The sequence below is a fragment of the Campylobacter sp. US42a genome (assembly GCF_004379055.1).
GTDB classification, from domain to species: domain Bacteria; phylum Campylobacterota; class Campylobacteria; order Campylobacterales; family Campylobacteraceae; genus Campylobacter_D; species Campylobacter_D jejuni.
Genome location: NZ_RYYK01000001.1, coordinates 211,295 through 234,923, shown reverse-complemented (window position 1 = coordinate 234,923; position 23,629 = coordinate 211,295). Strand labels below are relative to the sequence as shown.

Genomic DNA, 23,629 nt, shown 5'->3' with positions numbered 1-23,629 from the left:
TCCTTAGAATTTTACATTATACATTAACATGATATTATCAGCTCTTGCTTTATCTTTTTTCGCTCCACCAAATGGTAAGCCACGATTACCCCAAATGTTTTGGATATTAGTATAGCTTAAGCGTAAGAATTGATATCTATCAAGTTGATAAATCACATAAAAATCATGTGCTGTTCCTCTTGTCATTCTTATATTAAGCGGATCGTTGATACTTGGACGACTCATAGTATACCAGTATCTACTTCCCCAGAAGAACTCATACCCTACTTTTAAAGCCTTGGTAAAATCATAGCGTCCACCTACATGTACAGCATAGCCGTCTTTTTCATTAAATTCCAATCGAGATTGCACAGCAGGATTTGGATGTAGAGTATGTGCATTTGCTCCGTTAGAATACCCTAAAGATACAAAATAATTAAAATTTGTACCAAAAGCATTATAGTTTTCAAAATGAATATTTGCTAAAGTTAAATTTCCTAGATTATAAACACCTTGATTTAATAAAACCATTTGCCCTGAATTAATGCTAGGCAATGGTAATGCAAAATCAGTCATATGAGCCACATTGAAGATAATAAGATTATCTCCCATACCTTCTATAGGAAGCTCTCCTTCTACCGCAGCATAGTAAAGATTTGCATCAGCATCTTTTTGATCGCTCATCCAATCTCTTACCTTACCTTCTTCATCCCATTGGTAAGTTTTACCATAAGCCACACGGATAGCTACCTTATGATCTTGCAAACTTTCAGGCTTATAAGTGATCACTGCTGCATCACCTAGAGCGTTGATTGCTAAGGCTGGATAAGTTGATTGTCTTAAAGCATTGTTTCTAAGATTACTTCCTGGACCATCGGTTCCTGGCTGTCTTCCTATGGTTGCAATCCACTCAGGTGTGATATAGTAGTCAAGATAAGCTCTATCTACATAAAGTACAGGCCCACTTGATCTTGTATTTCTTCCTGCATCTAAGTCAAGTGGACTTCCACTCCAACCCATTTGAGACCAGTTTTTAGCCATAGATAAACGACCATAGAATTTGGTTTTATCGTTAATATCAGCATTCATATTTAAATGAAGCTCATTCATCCATTTGTTATTAGCGCTATAATCTTGTCCGCTAACTTTATAGTTTGTATTTGAAACCGCTGTTGAAAACTCAAGTCCAAATTTAACCTTGCTCAAAGCAGCTTGAAATTCTGTTTCATCGGCTCTATCATTAAGATCGGCAAGTTCAGCTTTTACAGCTTCATTTTGCTTAGCTTGAACTTCTCTTTCTTTTCTGATTTCTGCAAGTTCAGCTTGAATTTGTGCAAGCTGTTTTTGAAGCTTGGTTATCTCATCATCTGTATTTTTAGCAAAAAGTGAAGATGAAAGAAGACAAGCACTTAAAATAAGTGAAAACTTAGTTTTCATAATCATAACTCCTTGTAATTTTGTTACATTTAGTAAATTAAAATTGTGATTATAGAAAAAAAAGTTTAAAAAAAAATTATACATTAATCATTTTTAGCTAGTCAAACTTATGACTAGCTTTGTAAATATTGTAGTTTCAAAAAAGTTTTAAAATTTTAAATTTTTAAATTTTATCGCAAATTTTTATGTCTAAAATTTTATCTCCTTGGCGTATAGAATCTAAAACTTCTAAACTTTCTTCATCTTTTGGATCAATTTGCCCAAAAACAGTATGAACTCCATCTAAATGAGCTTGAGGGCTGTGACAAATGAAAAATTGAGAACCACCCGTATCGCGTCCTGCGTGTGCCATAGATAAGGTTCCACGCTCATGTTTATGTTCTTGATCATCGCATTCGCAAATGATTTCATATCCAGGCCCACCTACACCATTGCCGTGTGGACAACCCCCTTGTATGACAAAATTTGGGATCACACGATGAAAATTTAAATCTTTATAAAACCCTTCATTAGCCAAAGTAGCAAAATTACAAACCGTTTGTGGAGCCTCATCGCCAAAAAGTTTTAGTTTCATTGTGCCTTTTTCAGTTTCTATGAGAGCAAATTTGTATTCGTTTACTTTGCTTGTGTCAATTGTTTTTATCATTATTTCTCCTTAATCTATATTTGTATAAACAGCTTGAACATCATCATCATCTTCTAACTTATCTAAAAGTTTTTCTATATCGCTAAGCTGTTCTTCGCTAAAGCTTACGGGATTGTTTGGTATATACTCAAGCCCTGCTTTTTTAAGAACTAAACCCTTAGCTTCTATAGCAGAACTTAGCTCACCAAATGCAGTATAATCACCGCTAATTACTAACTCTTCTTCATTTTGTTCTAATTCTTCAAGCCCTGCATCAATCAAATCAAGTTCTAATTCTTCTAAATCTCCTGCAAATTTTTCAAGATGAAAAACCGCTTTTCTAGTAAACATAAAGCCTAAAGATCCATTTTGCAAAACTTCTCCACCATTTTTACTAAAAATAGCTTTTACATTAGCCACGGTGCGTGTAGGGTTATCGCTCATACATTCAACTATAACCAAAGCTCCATGCGCAGCTTTTCCTTCATAATGAATGTTTTTAATATCTGCACTATCTTTTCCACTCGCACGCTTAATAGCCGCATCTATATTATCTTTTGGCATATTATTTGCTTTTGCTGTAGCTATAGCACTTCTTAATTTTGGATTCATATCAGGATCAGTGCCACCTTCTTTAGCAGCTACTTGTATGGCTTTAGCAAGCTTAGGAAAAAGCTTACTCATTTTATCCCATCTAGCCTCTTTAGAAGCTCTTCGGTATTCAAACGCTCGTCCCATAAATTCTCACTTTCTTTAAAGATTTTTAAACTTAAAAGTATAAACTAAAAAGGCTAATTAAAGCTTTAAATGGTATAATTTTACCATTTATTTTTAGGGAGAAGCTTTTTGAATATCGCAAAAAAAGAACTTTTTGTTGCTTGGTTTTTCTTGATTACTGCTATTGTATTTGAAGTTTTAGGTACTAGTTTTTTAAAAATGGAAAATCAAATTTTAGGCTATATATTTATGGCTTTATTTATAGCTTTTTCTTATTTTTTTATGGGCAAGGCGATTAAAAAAATTCAAGTAGGCATAGCCTATGCTGTATGGGAACTTTTAGGGATTATTCTTATACTTTTAGTTTCTTTTATAGTTTTTAAAGAGAGTTTAACCTTAACTCAAATTCTAGGCATTGTTCTTTCTATCGTTGGAATTATCATGATTAACATAGGCGAGGTTAAAGAATAATGTATATTTTTATCATTGTTCTATCGGCATTGTTAGATATCGTAGCAAATTTATTGCTAAAAAAATCAGATGGTTTTAAGAATAAAATTTGGGGCTTAGCTGCGATTGTCAATGCTATACTTGCTTTTTTTCTACTTTCTTTTTCTTTAAAATATGTTCCTTTAAGCATAGCTTACTCAACTTGGGGTGCTATAGGCATCATAGGAACTTGTCTTGGTGGATGGATTTTATATAAAGAAAAATTAAACAAAATAGGAATTTTAGGTATCATTATCGTGATAATAGCAGTATTTTTACTAAACTATTAAAACAGCAAAATGCGGTTTTAATGTTCCATTTTGTTTTTTGCTTCAATACCCATTAAAGAAAATGCGGTTTTAATACTAAGAGCAACCAAAGAAAATAATTTAAGCAAATCATTTTCATTTGCAGAGCCTACAACTTTATTTTCATTGTAGAATTTATGAAAATTTGCAGCTAAATTTTTAAGATAATCAGGAATTTTTTGCAAAGCTCTAGCCTCAAAAGCATCGTTTAAAACAGCCTTTAAATTCAAAGCTTCAAAAAGCAAATTTACGCCATCTTGATTTAAACTTTGCAAATCAGCTTTCATTACATCATCGATTTTTTTACCAGCTTTAGCAAACACTTGATGAATTCTAGCGTGTGCATAGTTGATATAGTATACAGGATTAGAGCTATCTTCTTTTTGCAAATCACTAATATCAAATTCCAAATGAGTATCGCATTTTTTACTCAAAAAGATATAACGCAAAGCATCACTTCCTATCTCATCAACCACGTCGCTCATCAAGATAAAATTTCCTGCTCTTTTACTCATTTTATAAGGTTCTCCATCTTTAAGTAGGGAAACCATTTGTGCTAAAATAATCTCAAGATTATTAGAGTCAAATCCCAAAAATTCCATCGCAGCTTTCATTCTAGGGATATAACCATGATGATCTGCTCCCCAGATATTAATACACTTTCCATAACCACGACTCATTTTATCTTTATGATAAACAATATCTGCTGCCAAATAAGTCCCACGTCCATCTTCACGAATAATTACCCTATCTTTTTCATCGCCTTTTTGCGAAGAAGCAAGCCAAATTTTACCTTCTTGCTCGTAAATTCCTTTATGCTCTTTTAAAGATTCTAAAGTTGCATTTAAAGCATCATAATACGATCTTTCGCTTACATAGCTGTCAATTTTAATCTTTGCTTGTTCTAAATTTTGTTTAATCAAAACAAGCATTTTATCTTTTGCCCAATCAGCCAAACTAGGGATATTTTCTTCGCTAAAAAATTCTTTACCAAATTTTTCAAAAGCTTCTTTTGCTAAATCCGCTATATACTCGCCTTTGTAATATTGCTCTGGATATTCAACATTTTCATGAAGTATATTTTCTTTCACACTTAGTAAAATAGAAAGCCCTAGTAAATAAATTTGATTACCCGCATCATTGACATAGTATTCTGTATCGAATTTATAGCCCAAATGTCTTGCAAGTCTTGTTAAGGTGTCTCCAAAAACAGCGCCTCTTGCATGTCCTATGTGTAAAGGCCCAGTAGGATTTGCACTCACATATTCAAGCAAAAAACTTTCTTGTTTTTTTTCTCCTTTAGTAAAATCATTTGGATTTGTTAAAGCCTGATTTGCAAGTTCATTTAAAAAAGTTTTGGAAATTCTAAAATTTAAATACCCATTTACAGCTTCAACTAATTCAAAACAATCATGATTTTGAAATTTGCTCGCTAAGTCGCTAGCGATCAACATAGGGGATTTTTTTAATTCCTTAGCCAGTGAAAAAGCCAAAGGGGTAGCAAAATGTGCTAAATTTTTATCCTTTGGATTTTCAAGCGCAAAATCACACTCTAAAATCTTTTTAATTTCATTAAAAATAATACTTTTCAAAAGACTAAACCTTAAGCTTTTTTTGTTTCGTCTATACTTGCATCAGCATTTGTATTATTAGTTGTGTTTTTGTTTTCTTCTATTTTTTGAGTATTTTTTGCTACTTCATCATCATTATTCATTTCATCTTTAAAAGTTTTAATACCTTTACCTAAACCCTTTGCAAGTTCTGGAATTTTTTTTGCTCCAAAAAGCAATACAACAATCAATAAAATAATCAACCAATGACTTGGACTTGACCAACCACCCATTTTATTCTCCTTCATTCCAAATATTTTGAATTTGCCCTAGATTCTGCCCTTTGGTTCTAAATTTATGGGCGATTAAAATCGCTCGCAATGCTTCATAACTTTGCTTTAACTCATCGTTAATGATAAGATAATCATACTCACTAAGCTCTTTCATTTCATCACTAGCGTTTTGTAATCTTTTTTCTAGTTGTATTATTGTATCAGTATTTCGCTTAATAAGTCTTTTTTTTAGCTCATCTTTATTTTTTGTAGTAATAAAAACAGAAACAATCTTATCAGCCATTTTTTTTCTGGCTATTTTAAATCCTTGCACATCAATATCAAAAACAACTATTTTTCCATTATCTAAAGCATCTTGAGTATGCTTTAAAGAAGTGCCATAAAAATTTTCATGTACCTTAGCCCATTCTAAAAAATGATCACTATCTATACCTTTTTGAAATTCTTCATGGGATATAAAATGATAATGTATTCCATTTTTTTCACCCTCTCTTGGTTTGCGAGTTGTTGAAGAAATAGAAAAATAAAGCTCATCTTCAAATTCATCAAAAAGTTTTTTTAAAAGAGTTGATTTTCCAGCACCACTAGGGCCTGAAATCAACAAAACAAAACCTTGCAATTTCAATCCTCTTTAAAACTAATGTTTATATTTATATTCATATTCATACCCTTAAGAGCAGCTTTTAAGGTATCATCTTTAATACTTGAAGTGATCGCTCCTGCTATGCTTTGGCTAAGCTCATTAACTATCTCTTCGCTATTATCATCTTTAGTTGCATCACTTACTATAGACTCTTCATTTTTTTCTAAGATTTCCTCTCCAAGAGCTTCTTGTATATCACTTTCTTTCAATGCATCAAAATCACTTATATTTAAATTTGGCACAACCACTTCCTCTTCATTTGTTCCTAATTCTTTATCGTCTAAAATTGGTTCATCTTTAAAATCTTCTAAAACCTTGCTACTATTGTCACTATCAATACCATAATCCAGCTCATCAAGTTGAGCTAGTTCTTCTTTGATTTGATCTTGAGTGCTCAAATTTGAAGTAAAATCATCTATTTCATCTTGAACATCTTCTTCCACAACAGGAGCAAACTCCTCTAAAACTTCCTCTGATTCTTCACTATCTTTTGCTTGACCTAAAAATTCAGCATCCTCAGGAAGATCATCAAAATCCATTTCTTTTTCTTGCTCTTCAACCACAGGAAGATCATCAAAGTCGCTTATATTAGCTTGTAATTCTTTGTTATCTTCTAAATCTTCATCATTTTTATCATCTAGCTCATCTAAACTAGGCTCAGTATCCAAAGCTGTATGTTCTTGGCTTAAGTCTTCTTTTTCGTTTTTATTATCTTCTAAAGTTAAATCTAAATCAGTTTGAATGTCTTCTTGAGTCTGTTCTTTAGTTGCTTCTTGTTCTAAATTTTCATCTTCTAAATTTTGAGTTTCTAAAGTTTTGTTTGCATTATCATCTTGAGATTCGCTAAGCTCTTCTTGCATTTCTAATGTATTTGTTTTAGAATCGTCTAATAATTCTTGCTTTTCTATTTCTTCATTTTTATCATCTAGCTCATCTAAACTAGGCTCAGTATCCAAAGCTGTATGTTCTTGGCTTAAGTCTTCTTTTTCGTTTTTATTATCTTCTAAAGTTAAATCTAAATCAGTTTGAATGTCTTCTTGAGTCTGTTCTTTAGTTGCTTCTTGTTCTAAATTTTCATCTTCTAAATTTTGAGTTTCTAAAGTTTTGTTTGCATTATCATCTTGCGCATCATCATCAAAACTCAAATCTTCCATTCCCTCTGAATTTATATCTAAAGAATTTTCATCAGGTAAATCATCTAAATTTAAATTATCCAAATCTAAACTTATATCAGCATAAGGATTTTCATCATTGCTTAACATTGGCAAATCAATAGGCGTATGTTTGTTTATATCTTTATTATTCAGTAAATTTAAAAAATCTGTAGGTAAAAAAGGTTTTTGTAAAATTTGCGCATCTATATCTTCTACATTTTGATTTCGCGGAGCTAAAAAAATCAATCTATCGCATTTTTCTTTAAGAATTTTTAAAGGTGCTGGAGTATCGCTATCTACAACAATCACATCATAATTACCCAAATTTTCACCATAAGCATTAAGTTCTTCAAAATCATAAGACATTTTTTTAGCACTAAGGCTTACAAGTCTTGAAACTACAGGGTTTTCATTTAAAAGTAAAATTTTCATCACTTTAATCCTTAAAAAATAATCGCTATTTTACGATAATTTCATTTATCCTTTCCTTAGGAGAAAAAAAGAGTTTGCATATGAGTGAAAAGTTCTAAAATTAAATTTTTAAAATATTGCATCATAACTAGTAAAATAGCGATCAAAACAATAAAACCTAAAGCTATCTTTATAGGATAGCCAATAACTAAAAGATTAAATTGTGGCATTGTTTTCATCAAAAGCCCAAAAATAACATCGGCCAAAAGTGAAATTCCAAGTATAGGAAAGCTCATAGTAAAACCTATGATGAAAATATTAAACATGCCCATATTTAAATAATGCATTAAATTCTCATGCGGATAAAAGCCACCTAAACTGATATAACCTAAAGAATGACTTAAAAACAAAAGTATTAAATGATGACCATCGAAAGCAAGAAAAAACATCAAAGCAAGTAAATTTAAAATTTGAGATGTGATAGGCATGCTCGTTCCAGAACTTGGATCTAATATACTTGCCATAGTAAATCCCATAGTAAAAGCAATCTGCTCACCTGCCATCATAATAATAGCAAAAATAATTTGAAGCATTAATCCTGCTATCATTCCAAAAATCACTTCACTAATAAGCTGTAAAACAAAAAAACTATCTAAATGCAAAGATTCTAATCTAGCCAAAGGATATAAATACATAGTCAAAAATAAAACTATAGTACTTTTTATCACCATAGGAATAGAATTATGTGAAAAAAAAGGAAAAAAAACTATAAGACCACTCATTCTAGCAAGAAGCAACATAAAAGTTACAACATTTTTATCGCCTAAATAATTAACAAATTCCATTGGCGTTTATAGTATAAGTTTTATCACAAAAACTTGCGAGCTTACTATCGTGAGTTACAAAAAATAAAGCTGCATCATTTTCTTTAACATAGGAAATTAAAAGTTCGATAACATTTTTAGCATTATCAAAATCCAAATTTCCAGTTGCTTCATCGGCAAAAATAATCTTTGGTTTTTTACAAAGCACACGTGCGATACTCACACGCTGTTGTTGTCCACCACTTAGCTTTCCTATTTTTTGATGTAAAAGCGTATCAATACCTAATCTTTTTAAAATTTTCTCATCTAAATCTTGACCCGATAGAACACTAGCAAGTTCGATATTTTCTAAAGCTGAAAAACCTTTAAAAAGATAATGTGTCTGAAAAATAATACCAAAATCATAACGGCGAATTTTTAATCTTTCATTTTCATTCATCTGATAAAGACTAGAACCTTTAAAAAAAACTTCACCTTTTTTTGGAATTAATAAAGAAGAAAGTATATGCAAAAGAGTAGATTTACCACAACCGCTACTCCCTTGAATAGCGATACAGTCTTTGGTATTTAAGGTAAGATTTAAACCCTCAAAAAGCGGATAATCAAAACTATGGCTTAAATTTTCCGCTCTTAAGAGTTCCATTTTTAACCGTTTTTAAAGTTGTGCAGCAACTTCAGCCGCAAAATCTTCAGTTTTCTTTTCTAAACCTTCGCCAACTTCAAAGCAAATAAATTCAACAATTTTAATTTTTCCACCAAATTCTTTTTCTTTTTCAGCAATTACTTGTTCTACAGTTTTTTTATCATCCATTACATAAAACTGACCCATTAAAGTAAGTTTGCTATCGAGTTGAGAATTATCAGCTATAAAACTATTCATTTTACCTGGAATAATATTGTCCCAAATTTTTTCAGGTTTACCTTGAGCTTTAAGTTCTTCTTTGATTTTTTCTTCAGCTTCTTTTAAAATTGCATCGCTTAATTGTTTGCGACTTGCAAATTGAGGAATTTTATGTTCAGGTTTATTTGGATCTTTAAGTCTGCGTCTTTCTTCATTTTCTTTTTCAAGTTCAGCAACCAAAGCTTTGTATTCATTTTCAACAAAAGTCATATCCAAATCTTCATAACTTAAATAACTTGGTCTCATTGCTGCAATATGCATACAAATTTGTCTTAATAAATCTCTTGATTTTGAAGCTACTTCAGCACTATCACAAGCTGCAGCGATCACAACACCAACATGGCCATTTGTATGGATATAGCCATTTACAACGCCGTTAGCACCTGCTTTTAAAGTTGCAAATCTTCTTACAACTAAGTTTTCTCCTATGGTTGCAATTTGACTTTTTAAATATTCTTCAAATTTTACACCATTAATCGTACTTGAGTGAAGTTCTTCCACGCTTTGCAAGCTATTGCTTTGAATATGCGCTGTAGTATCTTTTGTTAAAGCGATAAACTGATCATTTTTTGCCACAAAATCTGTTTCGGAATTAATCTCACTTACAGTTGCACTTGTAAAATCATCACTTACTTTTACACTTACTAAACCTTCTGCAGCAAGTCTATCTGCTTTTTTAGCAGCCTTACCTAAACCTTTTTCTCTTAAAAGTTGTACTGCTTTATCAAAATCTCCATTAGTTTCACTCAAAGCATTTTTACAATCCATCATCCCCGCGCCTGTACTTTCGCGGAGTTCTTTTACCATTGCAGCAGTAATTTCAGCCATTATTCTTGCTCCTCACCGAAGTCTTCTTCGCTCATCGCTTCATCTAAAACTTCTTTTTTCTCTTCATCAGTGATTTCTTTTTCTTCATTTGCTAAAGCTTCGCCATCTTGTTCTCTTAAAGCTTTTCCTTCATTAATCGCTTCAGCCATTTCTTGGCAGAAAAGTTGCACTGAACGGATTGCATCATCATTTCCTGGAATAGGATAAGTTACCAAGTCAGGATCGCAGTTTGTATCTAGTGGAGCTACAACAGGAATTCTTAATCTATTTGCTTCTTGAACAGCAATTTTTTCTTTTACTGTGTCAATAACAAAAATCATATCAGGTTGAGTTTTCATATAACGAATTCCACCTAAATAAGCTAATAATTTTTCTTTTTTTCTTGTAAGCATTAAAGCCTCTTTTTTAGTTAAAAGCTTAATACTTCCATCTTCTTCCATTTTTTCAATTACTTCTAATTTTCTAATTGATTGGCGAATAGTACCAAAATTTGTCATCATACCGCCAAGCCATCTGTGATTTACATAAGGCATACCGCATTTTTCAGCGTATTCTTTAATCGCTCCACCTGCTTGTTTTTTTGTCCCAACAAAAAGTATAGTTTTTCCTTCAGCAGCAGCGTCACGAACGATATTATAGGTATATCTAAAATATCTTAAAGTTTTTTGTAAATCAATTACATAAATACCTTTTCTCTCGCCAAAAATGAATTTTTTCATCTTTGGATTCCAGCGTCTTGTTTGGTGTCCAAAATGCACACCACATTCTAATAAATCTCTCATACTAACCATGAGTTTCTCCTTATAAATTTAGCTTTATTCCTCCACATCCCTTAATTTACACAAGCTAAAAAGGATTGATGTGTGTGAAATGAAGCTAAGATTTTATCAAATTTAAGTTTAGTTTTTACTTATATATGTAGTCCTTGGTAAGACTTAGATTATTATTGATTTCTTTTGTGATTAAAAATTGAAACAAATCCACGCTTCCAACACGAAAAGCAGAGGCACAAGAACGAAGGTACAAATCCCACATTCTTATAAATTCTTCATCATATTTTTCCCTTACCTTGTCCAATACTTTGTTAAAATTTTCATCCCATAAATCTAAAGTTTTTGCATAGTGCATTCTTAAACTTTCTGCTAAAAGAAGATGAAAATCCCACTCGCTCATAGCACTTACAACCTCTCTTAAAGAAGGTAAATATCCTCCTGGAAAAATATATTTATCTATCCAAGCATTTGTTTTTCCTTCAAACATAGCTAAAATAGAATGTAAAAGCATAGAACCTCCAGGTTTTAACACTTGTTTTACTTTCATGAAATAAAGTCCTAAATTCTCTTTGCCTACATGTTCAAACATACCCACAGAAACAACTTTATCAAAATAATTTTCAAATTCTAAATCTTGATAATTTTGAAGTCTTATTTCTATTTTATCTTCAAGACCAAGTTCTTTTACTCTTTCCTTAGCCTTTTTACACTGCTCCTCTGAAATAGTAATTCCAACAACCTTAACTCCATACTTTTGAGCCGCCATAATAGAAAGCCAACCCCAACCACAACCTATATCTAAAAGCTTTTCTCCTTCTTTTAAATCAAGTTTTTTAAGGGTATGTTCTATTTTATTAATTTGAGCTTCATAAAGAGTATTATTAGGCTCTTTAAAATAAGCGCAAGAATAGCTCATAGTATCATCAAGCCAAAGCTTATAAAAATCATTACCTATATCATAATGACTTTTGATATTTTTACTTTCTTGCTTTTGAGTTATTTTACTCAATACATCTTTTTTGGTTTTAAAAAATTGCTGATTAGAAAAATAGTATAATACCCTAGCCATTTCATCATAATCGCCCTCTATGTCAAGTTTTGCCTGCATATAATGTCTTGCAAAAACCAAACTTGTATCACCAAATAACTCCAAAAAAGGAATTTTTTCTTTAAAAATTAAAGAAAATTTAGCAGGTTTGTTTCCGATAAGAAATTCTTCTTTATCCCAAAAAACAACTCTAAAATCCCCATAATCCCATTTTTTTAAAATAGATTTGATTAAAGTTTTTTCTAACATAAAATACTCCTAAATTCTAAAATAATTATATTTTGGAGTATCTCTCTTTAAATATTAAAAATTAATAAAAATGAAGAAAAAATAAGATTTTTGCCATTATCATTAAATAATGGCAAAAAATGTAATATTAATGTAATTTAGACCAAACAGAACGCTTCCAACCTATAGCAAAAATACTTAAAATTACAAAGAATATCATTACATAAATTCCTGTAGTTTTTCTTTCTTCTTTTTTGCTATCACCCACTTGATCAATATAAGATACAACCTTAGCCTGTGCAGCTTCTGTTAAACCTACTCTTGGCATAGCGGTTCCTGGAAGAAGTTTTTGAGTATTATTGATAAAATCATGTAAATATTGCTCACCACGAGATCTTATCATCATAGAAAGATCAGGCGGAACAGAACCTAAATAAGTTTTTAAATCATTGTGATTTGATGGAGTAAAAAAGCTATCGTATTTCATATCATGACAACGTCCGCAAGCCTCAATAAAAGTTGCTTTATCTTTAGCAAATTTTATATCTTTTTCCATTAAAGCCGCTTTTTGAGCACTGTTTTCCATTTTAGCATATTTTGCCTCAACATCTTTCTTGATAGTAGCATCTTCATTGGCTTCAAATTTAACACTCACATCTTTAAGATAAGCAATTACATTGGCTATATTTGCATTTGTAGCTTCTTCACTTTCTCCTGAAGTATCTTTATTGTAAGCTGTCATAATAAAAGCATCACCAAATTTATGATCTACTTTTAAAGCAAGCGCAGGATGCATAATCAAAGCTGCTAAAAATTTTTCATCAAAAATAGCACCAGCTGCACTAAGATCAGGCGGTATTACTCCCATAGAAGAATCAGTAATATTAGCTGCTATTCCATCTTCTTTTACACCATGACATGCAAAACAGTTATTTTCAAAAAATTCTTTACCTTTTTTTGCATCACCCTTAGCAAAATCGATCTTTGCAACATCCGCCCAAAGTGTTTCAACCTTGCTTAATTCTTCTTTTGCTTTTTCAAGTTCTTTGTTTGCACTCTCTATTCTTTTAGCATCTCCTGAAGCTTGTGCATCTTTTAGAGCTAATTCTTTAGCCTCAACTATACCTTTTGCAAAAGTAGTATCTTCTACAGCAAAATCAAAATTTGCAGGAGCAACATGAGGCTTCATCACTGAATGAGCATAAGGCTCTACCCCCCAATATACAAGTGCAGTAAAAACTACTACAACTAAAAATATTTTTATTTCTCTCATTGTTTAGCTCCTTTTCTCTCCATAATAGTAATAACCGGTAAAACTACAATAAGTAAAAGTAAAAATACTATAGAAGCGTAAAATCCTACCCAAGCATTTACACCTGTTGGAGGTAATTTTCCATAAACTGTTAAAACAATTAAATCAATAAGCAATATCCAAAACCAAATGAAAAATAAAGGTCTTTCATGAGCTGGTTTTACAACATCACTTCTATCAAGCCAAGGAAGTAAGAAGAAAATCACTTGAGCAATACCAAATGCAGCCAAACCTATATCAAAAGCTTTAATACCTGCAATATCAAAGAAAAATCCTCTTAAAACTTCATAACTCCATAAGAAATACCACTCAGGATAAATATGAGCTGGTGTTTTAAGCGCATTAGCTGGATCAAAATTAATTGGATCCATTGCAAATTCAAATTTAAAACAGACCAAATAAAAGAAGAAAATCATAAAAAAGCTTATATACATAAAATCTTTTGATAAAAATCCTGGCCAAAAAGGAATCACTTTAGAACCCTTTGTGTCACCTGCCATGTACTTTTCAGCCTCTAAATCAAAGTCAAGTTCTTCAGAAATTTCATTATTAACATGAGGAATTCTTAAAGAATAGAAGTGAAATGCTATAATAGCAATGATAACTATAGGAAGCAAGCACACATGAAGCATAAAAAATCTTGTTAAAGTTGGATCAGAAACAGCATAATCTCCACGAATCCAAATCACAAGCTCAGGGCCAATAAATGGTATCCCTCCAAAAAGATTAGTGATTACTTGAGCTGCCCAATAACTCATTTGTCCCCAAGGAAGCATATACCCACTAAAAGCTTCAGCAGAAAATACAACAAACAAAAGCATACCGCTAACCCAAATCATCTCACGACCTTTTTTATAAGAACCGTAATAAATTCCTGTTAGCATATGTATGTATATAATCAAAAATACAACAGAAGCGGCAACACCATGCATGTGACGCCAAAGCCATCCATAATCCACCTCTTGCATAATAGTCTTATTCACACTATCAAAAGCAAGCGCAGTATCTGGTTTATAATACATCACAAGTAAAAGTCCTGTAATAAAAAGCACTGCAAAAAGAGTGGTTAAAATAACCCCCATTGCCCAAAGAAAGTTAATTTGCTTTGGTATCCAATACTTTACCATTAAAACATCAAGCAGTTTATGTACTGCAAGTCTTTGATCAAGCCAATCTACAAGGCCATTAGCTTTTCTAATTTGTGCCATCTTAAGCCTCCGCTATCATTTTTTTATATTCAGGACCCTCTTCACCTAAAACAAGTTTGGTTCCATCAATCTTAAAAGGAGGAATTTCAAGAGGCTTTGGAGGAGGTCCAAAGACATTTTTTCCACTTGTGTCAAATTCTCCACCATGACAGGCACATTTAAACAATTGCTCACTTGGTTGGTAAGCAGGTATACAACCCAAATGCGTACAAAGTCCTATAACCACAGTATAAGCTGCGTTATCTACCACAACATCACGTTTTTCGTCTTTTGGCATACTCGCATCTTTTTTTAATATAAAAATAGGCTTTTTACGCCATTCTATAGTTCTAAGCTCTCCATCTTGCATTCCTGATAAATCTACTGTAGTAAAACCTGCAGCTTTGACACTTGGAAGCGGATCCCAAGTTTTTTTCATCGCAATAAGCGAGAAAACACCGCCTACAGCAGCTACGCTTCCAAATGCAAAGCCCATAAAGCTTCGTCTACTCTCAGATGTAGCCATAACTTGTCCTTTCGATTTTATTTTTTAACCAAGTTAAAAGTTTATCGAAATTAAAATAAATTTTTTCTTTGTTTAACAAGTTTTGATATTTAGACAATAAGAGCAAAAAGAGAAAAAACAAGCACAGGTAAAGTTATCAAAAAGCCAAATTTACAATATTGCCAAAAAGAAATATTAATGCCTTTTCTAGCCAAAACTCCAAGCCAAAGCAAAGTTGCCAAAGAACCTATTGGCGTAAGTTTTGGGCCTATATTTACCCCCAAAAGATGAGCATAAATCATCAAAGAATCAAAAGAAAAATTCTCAAAATATTCTTTTAATGCCAAATCTCCGATTAAAACCATAGGCAAATTATTAAATACAGAAGATCCAAAAGCTGAAATCAAAGCCACACCAAAAATTCCACTCTTATCTTGCATCAAAAAAGCATAACTTTTAACCAAAATTTCACTCACACCTATTTTATGTAAAGCAAAAACTACCATATAAAGCCCAAAACTAAAAAGCAAAACTCCATAAGGTGCTTCAAAAAGAATTTTAATACTTTTTTTACCTTGAATTTTTAAAACAATAAGCCAAAAAATTCCCGCCCAAAGCAAAGCAAAAAAACTTATTTTAATATCAAAAATTTCACCTATAAAAAAACTGATCACAAAAAGAAATAAAAATACTATGCAAAGAAAAAACAATTTCAATGAAATTTGTTCTTTTTTGACTAGCTGAAACTCAAGTTTTTCAGGTAGCACTCTCACATAAAGCACAAAAACTATAGCTATAGTAGAAAGCAAAACAAAAAAATTTGGTAAAAACATATTTTTAGCAAATTCTAAAAATTCTATCTTAAAATAATTTGCTGTGATGATATTGGTTAAATTTGAAATAACCAAAGCATTTGAACTTGCATCACATAAAAAAGAAAGACTAAGCAAAAAAGAACTTAAAATAAAAGCATGATTTTTACAATCTTTAAGAGTTGAAAATAAAGCTATAATAATAGGTGTAATGATTAAAATCGCTCCATCATTAGCAAAAAATGCAGAAAGAAAAAAGACAAAAATCAACAAAAATAACATCAATTTTTTTGTGCTGATATAAATTTTTTCTTGGTTTTTTTCTCTAGAAAAATGCAAAATTTTACTCGCAATAAAATCAAAAAATCCCAAAGCTTCTAAGCTAAAAGAAAGAATAATCAACCCAACCAAAGTTAAAGAACTATCCCAAACCAAAGAAAAAACAAAATAAGCGTCTTTAAAATCTACCAATTGAAAAATAAAAACAAAAAAAGCTCCCAAGCTAGAAAATACCCAAATAGGTAAATTCCATGGACGCCAAAAAAGTAAAACTAAAGTAGATAAAAAAATAAAAAAAGCAAGCATTTAAGCTTTTTTCTTTTGCATTTTGATATAAATTTGTAAAATATCTAACGCTGCAGGAGTAATTCCACTGATTTGACTTGCAGCAAAAATGGTTGGAGGTTTATGATGATTAAGTTTTTCTACAACCTCATTACTCAAACCGCTTACACTTTTAAAATCAAAATTTTCAGGAATTTTAAGCTCACTAAGATTTTTCATTTTTTCTACTTGAGCTTTTTGCATACTGATATAATGATAATACTTTGCCTCGTTTAAAATTTCTCTTAAAGAATAATTATCCATGGTTTCAAATATAGGGTCAAGTTTTTTTAATTTTTCTATATCAAAACTTGCTCTTGCAACAATTTTTTGAAGATTGACTATAGAAGAAATTTTATCTTCCCCTAAACTCTCTAAAAAAGCATTATTTTGGTTGTTAGGCGTAAATTCTTTAGAAAGTAAAAATTCAAGTCCTTTTTGAAGATTGTTTGCAATATTTTGTATATAAGTAAAATCTTGCTCGCTTAAAAGCCCCAAATCATAGCCATATTTTCCGAGTCTAAGTATAGCATTTTCTTCCCTTAAAAGCAGTCTAAATTCCGCTCTTGAAGTAAACATTCTATAAGGTTCTTTTGTACCTTTTACTACCAAATCATCGATTAAAACTCCTATATAAGCTTCATCACGCCTTAAAATCAAAGGCTCTTTCATATCTATGCTTAAACTTGCATTGATTCCTGCCATAAAGCCTTGTGCTGCAGCCTCTTCATAACCTGTAGTTCCATTAATCTGTCCTGCACAATAAAGATTTTTAATCTTTTTAAGTTCTAAAGTATGCTTAAGTTCAGTTGGCTCTATATAATCATATTCTATAGCATAACCAAAACGGGTTATTTTAGCATCTTCAAAACCCTTTACAGAACGCAGCATTTGAATTTGTACCTCATAAGGCAAAGAAGTAGAAAAACCGTTGATATAATACTCTGTCGCATCGATAGTTTGAGGCTCTATAAAAAGATGATGACTTTCTTTATCGCTAAAACGATTGATCTTATCTTCTATAGAAGGACAATACCTTGGCCCTACACCTTCAATCTGTCCTGTAAAAAGTGGAGCACGATAAAAATTATTCTTAATAATCTCATGTGTAGTTGTATTAGTGCGTGCGATATAACAAGGAAGTTGAGTAGGATTGAAATTTCTTGAACGAAAACTAAAAGCTTTAGGATTTACATCACCATCTTGAATTTCAAGCACGCTAAAATCAATGCTTTTTGCATCCACTCTTGGGCAAGTTCCTGTTTTTAAACGCCCCATTTTCAAACCCAAAGTTTGTAGATAATTTCCTAAATTTACCGAAGCAAGCTCCCCTACCCTTCCTGCTTGAAGTTTATTTTCACCTACATGAATAAGTCCATTTAAAAAAGTTCCTGTTGTTAGGATCACTTTTTTGGCAAAATATGTATTTTCTAAATTTGTTTTTACGCCTTTAACTTCATCATTTTCTACGATTAAAACACTCGCTTGTTCTTGAGAGATTTCTAAATTTGGAAGTTTTAAAAGTTTATTACGTGCAATGATACGGTATTTATCCATATCAATTTGTGCCCTACTTCCTTGAACGGCTACACCCTTACTCTCATTTAAAATGCGAAATTGTATCCCTGCTTCATCGGTGATTTCGCCCATAAGACCACCCATGGCATCAAGTTCTTTTACCAAATGCCCTTTAGCAAGCCCTCCTATAGCCGGATTACAACTTGCCGCTCCTATTTGCTCAATCAATGCAGTTAAAAGTAAAGTTTTTTTACCCATTCTAGCAGCAGCAGCACTTGCTTCAACACCTGCATGTCCACCACCTATAACAATGACATCAAACATATTTTGCCTTGAAAAATGTGAATTTTAAAGAAAGATTATATAATATTTAGACTTAAAACAAACTCGTTTTAAGTCTAACAAAAATTTATTTAGCTTCTTGAAGAGAAAAGATTAGCTCATTATAAGTTTTATCTGCATCTTTGCAGAAATTTTTAAGCATCTCAACACCCTTATTTAAGCCTTGTTGCTGTTCTACTCTTAAAAGATCGCTATAAAGACTTTCTATTGTAGAAATAGCGCTTTTATTTGGCATACGACGAACGGAATAATAGCCTATGATATTATTATTAACATCTATTGATGGGGTTACATTTGCAAAAACCCAATAGTAATTGTTATCTTTGGTTTTGTTTTTTACGTAAGCAAAAATTTCTTTGCCTTCTTTCATATAATCCCATAAATATTTAAAAACAGTTTTTGGCATTTCTTCATGTCTTACTATGTTATGAGGTTTATTTAAAACTTCACCCATGGTATAACCTGCATACTTTAAAAAATCATCATTTGCATAAACTATTTTACCTTTTAAATCTGTTTTAGAAGTAATTAAACTATCTTCTTGTAAAAAAATTTCTCTTGACATTTTCCCACCCTCTTAATTTATATTTTTAATTTTGCTAAGATTTCAGCACTTCTTTGCTCTAGTGATTTAATATCATTTACAATCGCATCATAAGCTTTTTGATCAATATAATCTTGACTTGATTCTTCTATTGCTTTTTTAGCGTTGTCTTTTATAAATTCTTTAGCTAAATTTAACTCAGTTTCAGAACTAAGCTCATTAATAACACCTTGAGCTCTCTCATCTTGACAAAGATTAGAAATTGGATCTACACTTTCAAGATTGAAATTTTGAGCCCCATTTAAATTTAAATATATATTTGATTTATAAAGAATATGATCGATTTTAACCACAGACAAAATCAATCTCTTTGCAAAGGATCCAAAATTAACACCAAGCGCACTACTATTTTCTTCTAGACGTTTAAAAGCTTGAGAAAATTTATTAATTCTTTCTTCAGATTCACTAACAATGTTAAAAACTTGCTCACTGCCACTTTGGATATTTACAAAATCTTGTTGCATAGTCTGAATTGCAATAGAAATTTCGCTTGTAGATCTTTGAGTTCTTTCTGCTAACTTTCTAACTTCATCAGCCACAACCGCAAAGCCCCTACCATGCTCTCCTGCACGCGCAGCTTCAATAGCAGCATTTAAAGCTAGAAGATTGGTTTGATCGGCTATATCGCGTATTACTTCAACCACTGAAGTAATATTTTGGGAATTAGCCACAAAAGTTTGCACTGTTTCCTTGCTTGAATTTACAACATCCATTAAAGAACCCATAGCATTTTGTAAAGAATCCACCTCTGAGCCATTTTCTGTAGCTGTATGAGTAATGGCATCAACTGTATCATATACATTTTTCATCATACTAATATCTTGATTTAATGAGCTAGAAATTTGAGACATATCTTTATTTTGATTTCCAAGGCTTAAATCCATTAAAGTTCTTGATAAAGCATTTTTAAAAGTAGATCTTGCTGTCACTTCTATGTTTGCTAAAGCTTTATTTATAAATTCGATATTATGAGCAAAAATTCCTTTTAAACCTTCAGGCAAAGCCTTGCGATAAAATTCACCTTTTTGAGAACAAGAAATAGAAGTATTAATTTCCCTTAAGTAAGCTTCTAGCCCATCGATAGTATTGTTAAGATTATCTGCTATTTCGGCTAATTTTTTGCTTTTTGTTTTTACATAGATGATTCTATTGTCAAAATTACCCTCTTTTAACTCTCTACAAAGAACCAAAAGTTTATCTATCATTATTTGCTCATCTTTGTGTTGTCTAAGCAAATAAATCATTAAAACAGCGATTAAAACAAAAATTATCGCTCCAACATAAATATGAATAAAAATGGCACCTAAAACACCGATAACACTTAGAAAAATAGTTGATAATAATCCATTTTTCATCATAATTTACCCCTTTATTAAAAATTTTTGAAGTCATAAATTAAAGTAATACTTTAATAATATATATTACTTTAATTTTTAGGCGAAAATTATACAATAAAAAAGATTAAATATATCTTATTTAGTTATTTTCTTGTAAGTTAAAAACAAGTTCATTATAAGTCATTTTATAAGAATTTACAATATCCATTAAAGCTGAAACTCCAGCATTAATGCCTGATTTTTGCTCTTTTTCAAGTAAAATTTTATAAACTTCTTCAATTACAGGAAGAGATTTTCTATTAGGCGCACGACGAACAGAATAATAATTGATGATATTTCCATTAGCATCAAATGAAGCGCTTACATTTGCAAAAACCCAGTAAAAACTACCATCCTTAGCTTTATTTTTTACAAATGCAAAAATTTCTTCTCCTTTTTGAATATAATCCCAAAGACATTTAAATACAGTACGTGGCATATCTTCATGTCTTACTATATTATGAGATTTATACAAAAGCTCATCGACTTTATAACCTGCGTATTTTAAAAAGTCATTATTGGCATAAATGATATTCCCCTTAAGATCTGTTTTAGAAGTAATTAAAGCATTTTCAGACAAAACTATTTCTTTCATAATTAAAACATCCCAATAAAACAAATAAATCAAAAATAGAATTATTACCAATAATAAATAACAAAAAGTAAACTGAATTACAAAATTATAAAATTTTCAAAAATATTTTAAATTTTATAATGCAAATAATGAGAAATTTTGTAACATTTATATAAAAAATTGTCATATCATATAAAAGAAAGTATTTCTAGATTTGTTTTTTTGTTAAAATTTACAATACACATTGTTAAAATTATATTTTACAAAGATCAAAAGGAGTGAATAAACTTGGAAACTTTAAGTCAAACTTTAGCTGAAAGAAAACCGCCTTTATACAAACGTATTATCAAAAGTCTTGGATTTTGGGTGATTATAGGCATTATTGCAGGTATTGTACTTGGCTATGCAGATAGAGAATTAGCCATTGCTAGCAAACCAGGAGTTGATTATTTTATAGGTGCTTTAAAGGTTCTTATAGGTCCTATTATTTTTGTTACTTTGGTTTTGGGCATCATTAGTCTTGAAAGTTTAAAAAAAGTAGGTAGTATTGGTGCTAAAGCGGTTATTTACTTTGAAGTTGTAAGTACTTTAGCACTTGCTATAGGTATTTTTATGGCAAATGTTATGCAACCAGGTCATGGAATGAATCTTGATCCAAGTCAACTTGATACAAAAAGCGTTCAAAAATACATTTCTCAAACCACAGAAGTAAGTGCGAGCTCTGAGATTATGCATATTTTAAAAGATGCTATGCCTACTGATATTATCACGCCTTTTACAGAAGGAAAAACCATACAAGTTTTAGTTATTGCTATAATTACTGCTTTGATTATTTCTTTAATGAGAATAGAAGACAAACAGGCAATTCAAAGAGTTTTTGAAGTGGTACAAAATTTTGTTTTTAAAATTCTACAAATCATTATGTATTTTAGTCCTATTGCCGCCTTTTCAGCAATGGCTGTACTCATAGCTCAATACGGAATTGGCTCTTTAATCAACTTAGCATATTTACTTTTAGTAATGCTGATTTCATGTCTTGTTTTTATATTTGGAATCTTAGGTCTGATTTGTTATTTTGCAAAAGTAAATATCTTCAAATTTATGAGATTTATCTCAAGAGAAGTATTGATCGTTTTTGCAACCAGTTCAAGCGAGTCTGCACTTGCTCCTTTAATGAGAAAACTAGAAAAAGCAGGACTTTCTAAAGCAACAGTCGGACTTGTTTTACCAACGGGATATAGTTTTAATCTTGATTGTACAAATATTTATCTAGCTATGAGCTTAATCTTTCTAGCACAAGCTTTCAATGTAAATTTAAGTTTAGCACACGAAATCAGTATTTTAATAGTATTAATGATAGCTTCAAAAGGTGCAGTGGGTGTAACTGGATCAGGTTTTATAGTGCTTGGAAGTACGCTTGCAGCTTTAGGAAATATGGAAATTTCTGAAGCAAATGCAACCTTAGCACAAGTTCTACCAGTAGCTGCTATAGGTGTTCTTTTAGGTGTTGATAAATTTATGTCTGAAATGAGAGCGGTTGGAAATCTTTGCGGAAATTCAGTAGCAGCTTTAATCGTTGCTATCTGGGATAAACAAATTGATTGGGAAAAATTCCGCTATGCTATGGATAATCCAGAAAAATTTCATAATGCTGGAATGAACTAATGAGTTCTTTGGAGGAAATCATATCGATTAACCTCCTCTAAAGTATTATCTTTTTTCCTAAATTGTTTTAAAAAACTTTCATTGAAATTAAAACTAAATCCAACTTGAACAACGGTATCATCAATAGTCTCTCTTGCACTATAATCACGACGCAATAAATTTAAACTAAATACACTATAAGGAGAGTAAGATACTTGATAATTAGTTTTATCATTATCCTTACTTATATCAAAAGCAAAAGCAGTATAAGTTGGAATTACAAAACTCATTCCAAGCTGTAAATTTTTTTCTGCTTCATTGGGTATATAATAATTACTATAAGCCTTTATAAATTTACTATAACCAAACTCTGTACCAAAGCTTTTAGTATCTTTTTGTTCTTTTTGTTTATCAATAAAACCATTAATTCCAAATAAAAAATCATCTTTTTCATAACGATTGATTAAACCCCCTGAGTAATTATAATTATCTTGAGCCACAAAAAGTTCTTTTTGAAAAAGCAAGGAATTATTCTCCCCCTCATAAAGAGAACTTAAATTTTTAACCTGCGCGTTTTCATTTTGAAAATCTAAATTCCCATCTGTTTTATCTATACCATTATTATTTTCTAAAGTTTTTGAAAGTAAGCTATCAAAAGTGCTTTTAAAATCCACATTCTCTTCTTGAATTTTTGGAGCTTCTTTGGTATTTTTATAATCAAAGTGCTCCCAAGAATTTTGATTATTATTTTTTGCTAAAGCCTCTGTAAGTTCATCGGCATTGAGTAAAGAAAACAATGCTATTATATAAAAAATACCCCTCATTATTCTTATATTCCTTATTATTTCTTGTTTGAGTATTTATTATAAAAAAATAATATAAATAAAAATTCCACAAAGACTAAAAAATAAAATTAGCAAATTTAAAGTAAATAAGTGTATAAT

24 protein-coding genes are annotated in these 23,629 nt (G+C 31.1%); 3 read left to right on the top strand and 21 right to left on the bottom strand.

The features are described from left to right. Positions 1-3: 3 nt before the first annotated feature. The 3 genes from ELQ10_RS01155 to ELQ10_RS01145 form a co-directional block, all read right to left on the bottom strand. Positions 4-1,416 carry a DUF3373 family protein gene (locus ELQ10_RS01155; RefSeq protein ID WP_134250067.1) on the bottom strand — a complete coding sequence of 471 codons (1,413 nt, stop codon included), beginning with the start codon at positions 1,414-1,416 and terminating at the stop codon, positions 4-6. Between the two features lie 163 nt (positions 1,417-1,579). Next, a complete protein-coding gene (locus ELQ10_RS01150; protein ID WP_002822502.1) occupies positions 1,580-2,062 on the bottom strand; it encodes a peptidylprolyl isomerase in 483 nt (160 codons plus the stop codon). Positions 2,063-2,071: 9 nt separating this feature from the next. Further along, on the bottom strand, positions 2,072-2,779 hold the full coding sequence (locus ELQ10_RS01145) for a YebC/PmpR family DNA-binding transcriptional regulator (RefSeq protein ID WP_002780603.1): 708 nt from the start codon (positions 2,777-2,779) through the stop codon (positions 2,072-2,074). A 108-nt stretch (positions 2,780-2,887) separates the two neighbouring features. Here ELQ10_RS01145 and ELQ10_RS01140 point away from each other — a divergent pair, with 108 nt between their 5' ends. After that, positions 2,888-3,229 (top strand): multidrug efflux SMR transporter, encoded by a 342-nt coding sequence (locus tag ELQ10_RS01140; protein ID WP_002831625.1) that lies wholly within the window; start codon positions 2,888-2,890, stop codon positions 3,227-3,229. Further along, positions 3,229-3,537, top strand: a complete 309-nt coding sequence (locus ELQ10_RS01135; RefSeq protein WP_002777309.1) for a multidrug efflux SMR transporter — start codon at positions 3,229-3,231, stop codon at positions 3,535-3,537. Before ELQ10_RS01140 ends, ELQ10_RS01135 begins: the two co-directional genes overlap by 1 nt. Positions 3,538-3,554: 17 nt before the next feature. Here ELQ10_RS01135 and argS read toward each other — a convergent pair whose 3' ends face one another. The 17 genes from argS to cetC all read right to left on the bottom strand — a co-directional run bounded on the left by argS (position 3,555) and on the right by cetC (position 21,062). Beyond that, positions 3,555-5,147, bottom strand: a complete 1,593-nt coding sequence (argS, locus tag ELQ10_RS01130; protein WP_002852838.1) for an arginine--tRNA ligase — start codon at positions 5,145-5,147, stop codon at positions 3,555-3,557. A gap of 11 nt (positions 5,148-5,158) precedes the next feature. Further along, positions 5,159-5,398: a twin-arginine translocase TatA/TatE family subunit gene (locus ELQ10_RS01125; protein ID WP_002852866.1), complete on the bottom strand. Its 240-nt coding sequence runs from the start codon at positions 5,396-5,398 to the stop codon at positions 5,159-5,161. Position 5,399: 1 nt separating this feature from the next. Next, complete coding sequence (gene gmk / locus ELQ10_RS01120) at positions 5,400-6,023, bottom strand: guanylate kinase (protein WP_115794566.1); 624 nt, start codon at positions 6,021-6,023, stop codon at positions 5,400-5,402. After that, positions 6,020-7,627 carry a highly acidic protein gene (locus ELQ10_RS01115; protein WP_134250066.1) on the bottom strand — a complete coding sequence of 536 codons (1,608 nt, stop codon included), beginning with the start codon at positions 7,625-7,627 and terminating at the stop codon, positions 6,020-6,022. The genes gmk and ELQ10_RS01115 overlap by 4 nt, the downstream gene beginning before the upstream one ends. 56 nt (positions 7,628-7,683) lie before the next feature. Continuing rightward, the gene (fliR, locus tag ELQ10_RS01110; protein ID WP_134250065.1) at positions 7,684-8,451 is read right to left on the bottom strand and encodes a flagellar biosynthetic protein FliR; all 768 of its coding nucleotides are present in this window, start codon (positions 8,449-8,451) and stop codon (positions 7,684-7,686) included. Next, entirely contained in the window at positions 8,438-9,073 is a 636-nt protein-coding gene (locus ELQ10_RS01105) for an ABC transporter ATP-binding protein (RefSeq protein ID WP_134250064.1), read from the bottom strand. The genes fliR and ELQ10_RS01105 overlap by 14 nt, the downstream gene beginning before the upstream one ends. Before the next feature lie 12 nt (positions 9,074-9,085). Further along, positions 9,086-10,159, bottom strand: coding sequence for a translation elongation factor Ts (gene tsf / locus ELQ10_RS01100; protein ID WP_134250063.1), 1,074 nt, complete (start codon positions 10,157-10,159; stop codon positions 9,086-9,088). Next, positions 10,159-10,950: a 30S ribosomal protein S2 gene (gene rpsB / locus ELQ10_RS01095; protein ID WP_002853455.1), complete on the bottom strand. Its 792-nt coding sequence runs from the start codon at positions 10,948-10,950 to the stop codon at positions 10,159-10,161. Before rpsB ends, tsf begins: the two co-directional genes overlap by 1 nt. A 115-nt stretch (positions 10,951-11,065) precedes the next feature. Continuing rightward, positions 11,066-12,229 carry a cyclopropane-fatty-acyl-phospholipid synthase family protein gene (locus ELQ10_RS01090; protein ID WP_134250062.1) on the bottom strand — a complete coding sequence of 388 codons (1,164 nt, stop codon included), beginning with the start codon at positions 12,227-12,229 and terminating at the stop codon, positions 11,066-11,068. Between the two features lie 127 nt (positions 12,230-12,356). Continuing rightward, a complete protein-coding gene (locus ELQ10_RS01085) occupies positions 12,357-13,481 on the bottom strand; it encodes a cytochrome c1 (protein WP_134250061.1) in 1,125 nt (374 codons plus the stop codon). Further along, positions 13,478-14,728 (bottom strand): cytochrome bc complex cytochrome b subunit, encoded by a 1,251-nt coding sequence (locus ELQ10_RS01080; protein ID WP_002866196.1) that lies wholly within the window; start codon positions 14,726-14,728, stop codon positions 13,478-13,480. The genes ELQ10_RS01085 and ELQ10_RS01080 overlap by 4 nt, the downstream gene beginning before the upstream one ends. Position 14,729: 1 nt before the next feature. Continuing rightward, positions 14,730-15,233 (bottom strand): ubiquinol-cytochrome c reductase iron-sulfur subunit, encoded by a 504-nt coding sequence (gene petA, locus ELQ10_RS01075; RefSeq protein WP_134250060.1) that lies wholly within the window; start codon positions 15,231-15,233, stop codon positions 14,730-14,732. An 89-nt stretch (positions 15,234-15,322) separates the two neighbouring features. After that, entirely contained in the window at positions 15,323-16,609 is a 1,287-nt protein-coding gene (locus ELQ10_RS01070) for an arsenic transporter (RefSeq protein WP_134250059.1), read from the bottom strand. Continuing rightward, positions 16,610-18,469 (bottom strand): tRNA uridine-5-carboxymethylaminomethyl(34) synthesis enzyme MnmG, encoded by a 1,860-nt coding sequence (mnmG, locus tag ELQ10_RS01065; RefSeq protein ID WP_134250058.1) that lies wholly within the window; start codon positions 18,467-18,469, stop codon positions 16,610-16,612. Between the two features lie 85 nt (positions 18,470-18,554). Further along, positions 18,555-19,052, bottom strand: coding sequence for a bipartate energy taxis response protein CetB (gene cetB, locus ELQ10_RS01060; protein ID WP_057043009.1), 498 nt, complete (start codon positions 19,050-19,052; stop codon positions 18,555-18,557). Positions 19,053-19,069: 17 nt separating this feature from the next. After that, positions 19,070-20,449 carry a bipartate energy taxis response protein CetA gene (gene cetA / locus ELQ10_RS01055; protein ID WP_057100435.1) on the bottom strand — a complete coding sequence of 460 codons (1,380 nt, stop codon included), beginning with the start codon at positions 20,447-20,449 and terminating at the stop codon, positions 19,070-19,072. 118 nt (positions 20,450-20,567) lie between these two features. Further along, positions 20,568-21,062: an energy taxis response protein CetC gene (gene cetC, locus ELQ10_RS01050; RefSeq protein ID WP_134250057.1), complete on the bottom strand. Its 495-nt coding sequence runs from the start codon at positions 21,060-21,062 to the stop codon at positions 20,568-20,570. A 267-nt stretch (positions 21,063-21,329) separates the two neighbouring features. On the opposite strand from cetC, the gene ELQ10_RS01045 reads away from it, so the two are divergent. Continuing rightward, positions 21,330-22,706: a cation:dicarboxylase symporter family transporter gene (locus tag ELQ10_RS01045; RefSeq protein ID WP_134250056.1), complete on the top strand. Its 1,377-nt coding sequence runs from the start codon at positions 21,330-21,332 to the stop codon at positions 22,704-22,706. Here the strand turns inward: ELQ10_RS01045 and ELQ10_RS01040 are convergent. Next, positions 22,703-23,509: an inverse autotransporter beta domain-containing protein gene (locus tag ELQ10_RS01040; RefSeq protein WP_134250055.1), complete on the bottom strand. Its 807-nt coding sequence runs from the start codon at positions 23,507-23,509 to the stop codon at positions 22,703-22,705. The two genes, ELQ10_RS01045 and ELQ10_RS01040, sit on opposite strands and share 4 nt — an antisense overlap. Between the last annotated feature and the right edge of the window lie 120 nt (positions 23,510-23,629).